General features: G+C 70.8%; 6 protein-coding genes. 5 read left to right on the top strand and 1 reads right to left on the bottom strand.

What is annotated here, in order from left to right; all coding sequences use genetic code 11:
- Window positions 1-110: 110 nt before the first annotated feature.
- A complete protein-coding gene (locus tag ABFX51_RS25320) occupies window positions 111-923 on the bottom strand; it encodes a dienelactone hydrolase family protein (RefSeq protein ID WP_346055108.1) in 813 nt (270 codons plus the stop codon).
- A gap of 71 nt (window positions 924-994) precedes the next feature.
- Here ABFX51_RS25320 and glmS point away from each other — a divergent pair, with 71 nt between their 5' ends.
- The 5 genes from glmS to ABFX51_RS25295 all read left to right on the top strand — a co-directional run bounded on the left by glmS (window position 995) and on the right by ABFX51_RS25295 (window position 7,631).
- Window positions 995-2,857, top strand: a complete 1,863-nt coding sequence (glmS, locus tag ABFX51_RS25315) for a glutamine--fructose-6-phosphate transaminase (isomerizing) (protein ID WP_091504983.1) — start codon at window positions 995-997, stop codon at window positions 2,855-2,857.
- A gap of 10 nt (window positions 2,858-2,867) precedes the next feature.
- Window positions 2,868-4,316 carry an NAD(P)H-hydrate dehydratase gene (locus ABFX51_RS25310; protein ID WP_346055107.1) on the top strand — a complete coding sequence of 483 codons (1,449 nt, stop codon included), beginning with the start codon at window positions 2,868-2,870 and terminating at the stop codon, window positions 4,314-4,316.
- An 86-nt stretch (window positions 4,317-4,402) separates the two neighbouring features.
- On the top strand, window positions 4,403-5,857 hold the full coding sequence (locus ABFX51_RS25305) for an extracellular solute-binding protein (RefSeq protein WP_346055106.1): 1,455 nt from the start codon (window positions 4,403-4,405) through the stop codon (window positions 5,855-5,857).
- Window positions 5,854-6,783, top strand: coding sequence for a carbohydrate ABC transporter permease (locus tag ABFX51_RS25300; RefSeq protein WP_346055105.1), 930 nt, complete (start codon window positions 5,854-5,856; stop codon window positions 6,781-6,783). The genes ABFX51_RS25305 and ABFX51_RS25300 overlap by 4 nt, the downstream gene beginning before the upstream one ends.
- Entirely contained in the window at window positions 6,780-7,631 is an 852-nt protein-coding gene (locus tag ABFX51_RS25295) for a carbohydrate ABC transporter permease (protein WP_346055104.1), read from the top strand. The genes ABFX51_RS25300 and ABFX51_RS25295 overlap by 4 nt, the downstream gene beginning before the upstream one ends.
- The last annotated feature ends 2 nt before the right edge of the window (window positions 7,632-7,633 follow it).

Genomic DNA, 7,633 nt, shown 5'->3' with positions numbered 1-7,633 from the left:
AGCCGCGCCGCCCAGCCGCACCGCTGAGCCTGCGGCCGCGCCGCCCGCGGCCTCCGGCTCGCCGGGCCGCGCCGCACCCGGCCGCGCCGGGCCCGCCCCAACCCCGAGGGTCAGGCCGCCGCTTCCAGACTCGGGTCGAAATCGATCGTGGCGCGTTTGAGGTCTGTGGTCAGCAGCGGGCGCCACTTGTCGGTGCCCGTGAGGTGCGTCAGGAAGAACGCCGTGAACAGCACGCGCACCAGGCGCTGCGTGCGCCGTTGCGGTTTGCCCTGCAGCAGCCGCTGGCTCCAGTGGCTGCCCTCCGTCACCGCGAGGTGTGTCGACTTGTCGAGAATCCTGAGCTGCACCGGGCCGCCCCAGGCCTTGGCGATCGCTTCGGCGTTGCCCGTTGCCGGGGTCACCAGGTCACCCTTCGCGGCGAGGTGCAGGCCCGGGACGGTCAGCTTCCGCGCCGCCTCCGTCGCGGGTGGCAGGGTCTGCGCGGCGGCGAACGTGGCCACCGCCTTCACCCTCTCGTCCCCGGCCGCGGCCAGCACCGCGGCACCACCGCCGACCGAGTGCCCCGCCAGCCCCAGCTTCGCCGGGTCGACGCTGATGCCGCCCGGCCCCAGCCGCACACCGGTCACGATGTCCAGCGTCGACCGCAGATCCGCGGCGAACATCCGGTGCGACGGCAGCGGCCCGCGCTGCGTCGCCGGGGCCGCCGCGACGATGCCCCAGCTCGCCAGGTGGCTCAGCAACTCCCGGTACCGCCCGGGCGGCTGCAGCCACCCGTGTCCGAACGCGACGCCCGGCAGGCCGAGACCGCTCCGCGGGGTGAACACCACACCGGGCAGTCCGGCGAGCGCGAGGTTGCCGCGCACCACGTCGTGCGGCCCCGGGTGCGACAGCTCCTCGAGCAGTTCCTTCGGCTTGCTGGCCATGGCCTGAAGAATAGGCCAGCCCCGCCCCCGCCCCCAGCCGAGGCGCCACGCGCGCCAGTACCCTCGTCCGGGTGTGTGGAATCGTGGGTTATGTCGGGCACCGCCCGGCGCTCGACGTCGTACTGGGCGGGCTCCGGCGAATGGAGTACCGGGGTTACGACTCCGCCGGGGTCGCCGTGCTCGACGGAGCCGGCGCGCTGACCGTCGAACGCAAGGCCGGCCGCCTCGCCAACCTGGAACAGCAGCTCGACGCCACCGGTCGCGAACGGTTCGCGGGCACGGCCGGGATGGGCCACACGCGCTGGGCGACGCACGGCGCACCCGTGGACCGCAACTCCCACCCCCACCGGGACACGAGCGGCCGCGTCGCCGTGGTGCACAACGGGATCATCGAGAACTTCGCCGTCCTGCGCGCGGAGCTGGAGGCCGACGGGGTCGAGCTGACCAGCGACACCGACACCGAGACCACCGCCCACCTGATCGCCCGCGCCTACGCCGACGGCCCCACCGCGGGTGACCTGCCCGCGAGCGTGCGGACCGTGTGCCGCCGCCTCGAAGGCGCGTTCACCCTGGTCGTCACGCACGCCGACGAGCCGGACCTGATCGTCGCCGCGCGGCGGTCCTCCCCGCTGGTGGTCGGCGTCGGCGAGGGGGAGACGTTCGTCGCCTCCGACGTGGCCGCGTTCATCGAGCACACGCGCGAGGCCGTCGAGCTGGGGCAGGACCAGCTGGTCGCGATCACCCGCGACGGCTACGAGGTCACCGACTTCGCCGGGGAACCCGCGCAGGCCAAGCCCTTCACGGTGGCGTGGGACCTGTCCGCCGCCGAGAAGGGCGGCCACGACTACTTCATGCTCAAGGAGATCGAGGAGCAGCCGGAGGCGCTCGCCAACACGCTGCGCGGGCACTTCGACGGCGGCCGCATCGTGCTCGACGAGCAGCGCCTGACCGACCAGGACCTGCGTGACGTGGACAAGGTGTTCGTCGTCGCGTGCGGCACCGCCTACCACTCCGGGCTGATCGCGAAGTACGCCATCGAGCACTGGACGCGGCTGCCCGTCGAGGTCGAGCTGGCGAGCGAGTTCCGCTACCGCGACCCGGTGCTGGACCGCGACACGCTCGTCGTCGCGATCTCGCAGTCCGGCGAGACGGCCGACACGCTGGAGGCGGTGCGGCACGCGCGCGGGCAGAAGGCGCGCGTGCTGGCGATCTGCAACACCAACGGCGCGCAGATCCCGCGTGAGTCCGACGCGGTGCTCTACACCCACGCCGGACCGGAGGTCGGCGTCGCGGCGACGAAGACGTTCACCTCGCAGGTCGCGGCGAACTACCTGGTGGGCCTCGCGCTCGCGCAGGCCCGCGGCACGAAGTACCCGGACGAGGTCGCCCGCGAGTTCGCCGAGCTGGAGGCGATGCCCGCCGCCGTCCACAAAGTACTGTCCACTGTGGAGGACGTGCGAGCGCTGGGCCGCCGGATCGCGGATTCGAAGGCCGTGTTGTTCCTGGGCAGGCACGTCGGTTTCCCGGTGGCGCTGGAAGGTGCGCTCAAGCTCAAGGAGCTGGCGTACATGCACGCGGAGGGCTTCGCGGCGGGCGAGCTCAAGCACGGGCCCATTGCGCTGATCGAGGAGGGCCTGCCGGTCGTCGTGGTGATGCCCTCGCCGAAGGGGCGCGCGACGCTGCACGCGAAGCTGGTGTCGAACATCAGCGAGATCCAGGCGCGTGGTGCGCGCACGATCGTCATCGCCGAGGAGGGCGACGACACCGTGCGACCGTTCGCGGACGAGCTGATCGAGGTGCCCGCCGTGCCGACGTTGTTGCAGCCGCTGGTGTCGAGCGTGCCGTTGCAGGTGCTGGCCGCCGAAATCGCCCGTGCGCGTGGTTACGACGTGGACAAGCCGCGGAACCTGGCGAAGTCGGTGACCGTGGAGTAGACACGGCCACGTGCAAGGACTGTGGACCACCGACCGAATCCGCAAAGCCGAAGAACGCCTGCTGGCGAAGACCCCGGAGGGCGCGCTCATGCAGCGCGCCGCCTTCGGTGTCGCCGTGCAGGCGGTCGACATGCTGGAGGCGCACACCGGCCGCGTCGCCGCGAGCCGCGTCGCGTTGCTGGTCGGCGCGGGGAACAACGGCGGTGACGCCCTGTGGGCGGGGAAGTTCCTGCGCCGCCACGGAGTTGCCGTCACGGCAGTGCTGCTCAACCCGGAGAAGGCGCACGCCGCCGGGCTCGCCGCGCTTCGCCGGGCAGGCGGGCGGACCGTCACCCTCGACGCGGCGCCAGCCGTGCTCGAAGCGGCGGACCTGGTGATCGACGGCATCGTCGGGTTGCAGGCACGCGGCCCGCTGCGGGAGAACGCCGCGGGCCTGCTCGACCACATCAGCGCGCCGGTGCTCGCGGTGGACCTGCCCAGCGGGGTCGACCCCGACCACGGGACGGTCGACGGCCCGGCGATCACCGCGGCGCGCACGGTGACGTTCGGCGCGCGCAAACCCGTGCACGTCCTCAACCCGGAGCGCTGCGGCGAGGTCGTGCTGATCGACATCGGGCTGGGGCCGGAGCTGGGCGAACCCGATCTCCAGCAGCTGGACGCGGTGGACGTCGGCGCCGCCTGGCCGGTGCCGGGGCCACGGGACAACAAGTACAGCCAGGGTGTCACGGGCGTCGCCGCCGGTTCGGCGACCTACCCGGGTGCGGCGGTGCTCGCGACCGGCTCGGCCGTGCTCGCGACCTCCGGCATGGTGCGCTACGCCGGGCCGGCGGCGGACGTCGTGCGGTCCCGCTGGCCGGAGGTCGTCGCGACGGGCTCGGTGACCGACGCGGGCCGCGTGCAGGCGTGGGTCGTCGGGCCGGGGATCGGCACCGGGAACGAGGGGCGCCGGGTGCTGGAGCACGTGCTGGCCGCCGGGGTGCCGGTGTGCGCGGACGCCGACGCGACGACGTTGATCGCCCAGCAGCCGAACGTGCTCGACGCGCGTGACCCCGGCACGCCGCTGGTGCTGACGCCGCACGCGGGCGAGTTCGAGCGGCTCACGGGTGCCCCGCCCGGGGAAGACCGCGTGGCCGCGGTCAAGGCGGCGGCCCGCCGTTTCGACGCGGTCGTGCTGCTCAAGGGCAACACCACGCTGATCGCCGCCCCGGACGGGCGGGTACTGGCGAATGTCGCGCGGGGGTCCTGGCTGGCGACCGCAGGTTCCGGTGACGTGCTGTCCGGGCTCGTCGGCGCACTGCTCGCGAGCGGGCTGGACCCGTGGCTCGCGGCGGGGGCAGCGGCGTATGTGCATTCGCTGGCCGCGGACCTCGCCGCGCGAGGGGTGCCGGTGTCCGCGAGCGGGGTCCTGGCCGCGATCCCGGACGCAGTCCGGCACGTGCGCAGCCTCGGAGTTGTGTGAGGTATCCGAGAAGTTATCGAGTTATGTGTTAACAACCCGAGTTTCCTCTGGTAGGAATGGGCTGCCAAGCTCAAACGGAGGACTCGATGACAAGAGCGCCCCAATGGCGGGGTCTCAGCAGGCGCAGCGTGCTCGCGGGCGCGCTCGCCGGTGGCGCCGCCCTCGCGCTGAGTGCCTGCGGAACGCGCCAGGACGCCGTGCGCCTCGCCACGGACGACCGCTGGAAGCAGTTCGCGGGCACCACCATCAACCTGGTTTCGGAGAACACCGCCCCGACCGAGGCGATCGCCGCGAACCTCAGGCCCTTCACCGAACTCACCGGCATCAAGGTCAACATCCTGATGCTGGAACTGACCGCGCTCGCCCAGAAGGTCGCGCTCGACCTGGCCGGCGGCGAGTCGCAGTACCACGTGATCTACGCCGACCCGTACCAGGTGCTGGCGCCGTACTCGAAGGGCCTCGTCGACCTGCGGGAGCTCGCGAGCAGGCCCGACCTGCCGCAGCTGCCGGGCGGCTGGGGTGACTTCATCCCGACCCAGCTCGACGCGACCGGCCGTTTCGGCGACCACGACAAGGTCTTCGCCGTGCCCTACGACTGCCCGACGATGATCTGGCAGTACCGCGCGGACCTGTTCGAAAAGCACCACGACCGGATGGCCGACGACCTGGGCTTCGACCCGACGCCGTCCGCCGAGCGCACCTGGGAGGAGTACTTCCAGATCGCGAAGTGGTTCAACGAGAAGACCGACGACGTGCAGTACGGCGCGGGCCACCAGGCCAAGCAGCACGACTCGCTGATGTGCGACTTCTCGAACGTGCTGTGGTCCTACGGCGGCGACTACTTCGACAACGGCAAGGAGATCGGCCTCTACGGCACGACCGATCCCGGCGCCTGCCGCCTGAACAGCGACGCCGCGATCGAGGCCGCCGAGTTCTACCAGCGGCTCATCTCGATCTCCGACCCGTCGTCGAAGACGTGGGACTGGAACGGCCTCGCGCCCGCGCTGCAGTCCGGGCGCGTCGCGATGAGCCCGAACTGGCACGAGTACGCCGCCGCGAACGAGCAGGCGATGCCGGGCAAGTTCGGCTACGCGCCGATGCCGCGTGGTCCCGTGCGCAGCGCGAACCACTTCGGTGGCACGGGAATCGGCATCAACGCCAACACCCTGCCGAACGAGCGGGCCGCCGCCTGGCTGTTCGTGTTGTGGGCGACCTCGCCCGAGACGCAGCTGTCGAACCTCAAGAGCGAGGCGGGCGGCGGCACCCCGACGCGGCAGTCGGTGTACGACATGCCGGAGGTCAAGGCCGCGGAGCACCGCCCGTCCGCGATGCCGAACATCCTGACGGCGCCCGCGGTTTCCCAGGCGTGGGAGGCCGACAAGATCGGGCTTCGGCCCAAGATCCCGATGTGGAACGAGTGCGACACGGCGATCTACACGCAGCTGTCGAAGATGCTCGCCGGAGACGTCTCGCCCGCCGACACGATGCGTGAGACGGCGAAGCGGATCGACCGGATCACGGCGAGGGGGTGGGCCGCGTGAGCCTGACACTGGAAGCGCCGCAGACCGAGAAGCAGGCCAGTACGCGGAAAGCCGGGCCACGCAAGCGGTTCGGCTTCCACGGCGGGATGATGACGCCGGGGTTGCTGCTGCTCGCGGTGCTGTCGTTCGTGCCGCTGTTCACGATCATCGCGATGAGCTTCTCCCGCGTGCACCTGCTCGGCGGGGTGGTCTTCGAGAACGTCGGCTTCACCTACTGGGCAAGGCTTTTCTCCGACATCGACGTGTGGGCGCAATGGCTGCGCACGATCGTCTACTTCGTCCTCACCGTCGGGCTGGAGCTGGTGCTGGGCGTGCTGCTCGCGCTGTGCCTGTGGAAGGTCGTGCGGGCCCGCAACCTCGTGCTGACCCTGTTGCTGCTGCCCATGTTCGTCGCGCCGGTGATCGTCGGCCTGCTCGGCCGGTTCCTCACCGACTCGACGTTCGGGCTCTACAGCTGGGTGCTCGGCCTGCTCGGCTACCACGGCGACATCCTCGGCGGCAGCACGTCGGCGTTCCTCGCGGTCGCGGCGATGGACATCTGGGAGTGGACGCCGCTGATCACGCTCATCGTGCTCGCCGGGCTCACGTCCGTGCCGCAGAGCGTGCGCGAGGCGGCCTCGCTCGACGGCGCGAACGGCTGGCAGTCGCTGCGGCACGTGCTGCTGCCGTCGATCTCCGGTGTGCTGCTCGTCGCGCTGCTGATCCGTTCGATGGACGCGATCCGCTACTTCGACATCATCTCCGTCACCACCAACGGCGGCCCCGCCGACGCCACGAAGACCGTGCCGATCCGGTTGTACGAAACGGCTTTCCGGTTCTTCGACTTCGGTTACGCCGCCGTGATCGGGCTCGTCATGCTCGTGGTCACCATCGTGATCGCGCGCGTGTTCGTGCGGGTGCTGGACAAGAAGGGACTCACGCGATGACCGTGGTGAGCGCGATCGACCGGTCCCCGCGCCGGGTCCGGATCAGCACGAAGCTGGTGCTGACGATCGGTCTGTTGTGGACACTCGTACCGCTGGCGTGGATGCTGCTGTCGTCGTTCAAGAACTCGACGGACGTCACGTCGGCGAGCCCGAAGGTGCTGTTCGACCCGACGTTCGACAACTACCGGAAGTTGTTCAGCGGGGCCAACAACCTCGGCAACTACATCCTGCACAGCGTGCTCGCGTCGGGCATCTCCTCGGTGCTCGCGGTGGCGCTCGGCGCACTCGCGGGCTACGGGCTGGCCGGCACGAAGATGCGCGGCAAGAAGCACGTCGCGTTCTGGATCATCTCCACCCGCATGGCGCCGATCGCCGTCGTGGTGCTGCCGCTGTTCCTGCTGTTCCGCGCGGCGGACCTGATCGACAGCGTGCCGGGCCTGATCATCGCCTACCTCAGCTTCAACCTGCCGTTCGCGATCTGGCTGATGAGCGCGTTCTTCGCCGAGGTGCCGGCGTCGGTGGAGGAGTCGGCGCTGGTCGCGGGCTGCACGCGCTGGCAGGCGTTCTGGCACGTCGTGCTGCCGTTGACGAAGGCCGGCCTGGTCACGACGTTCGTGCTGTGCCTGGTGTTCTCGTGGAACGACTACGCGTTCGCGCTCGTGTTCGGCGGGCCGCATTCGCAGACCCTGCCGATCGCGGCGGACCAGCTGGTGACGCAGTCGGGCATCGACTGGGGCCAGCTGACCGCGATCGGTTCTATCGTGGTGCTACCGATGATCGTCGCCGGGCTCGCCGTCCGGAAGTGGCTGGTGACGGGACTGACCCTGGGAGCGGTGACTGGTGAGTGAGG

It is taken from the genome of Amycolatopsis dongchuanensis (assembly GCF_039542405.1).
GTDB lineage: Bacteria > Actinomycetota > Actinomycetes > Mycobacteriales > Pseudonocardiaceae > Amycolatopsis_E > Amycolatopsis_E sacchari.
The sequence above is the reverse complement of the archived record's forward strand: the minus strand, read 5'-3'. Positions and strand labels throughout refer to the sequence as shown.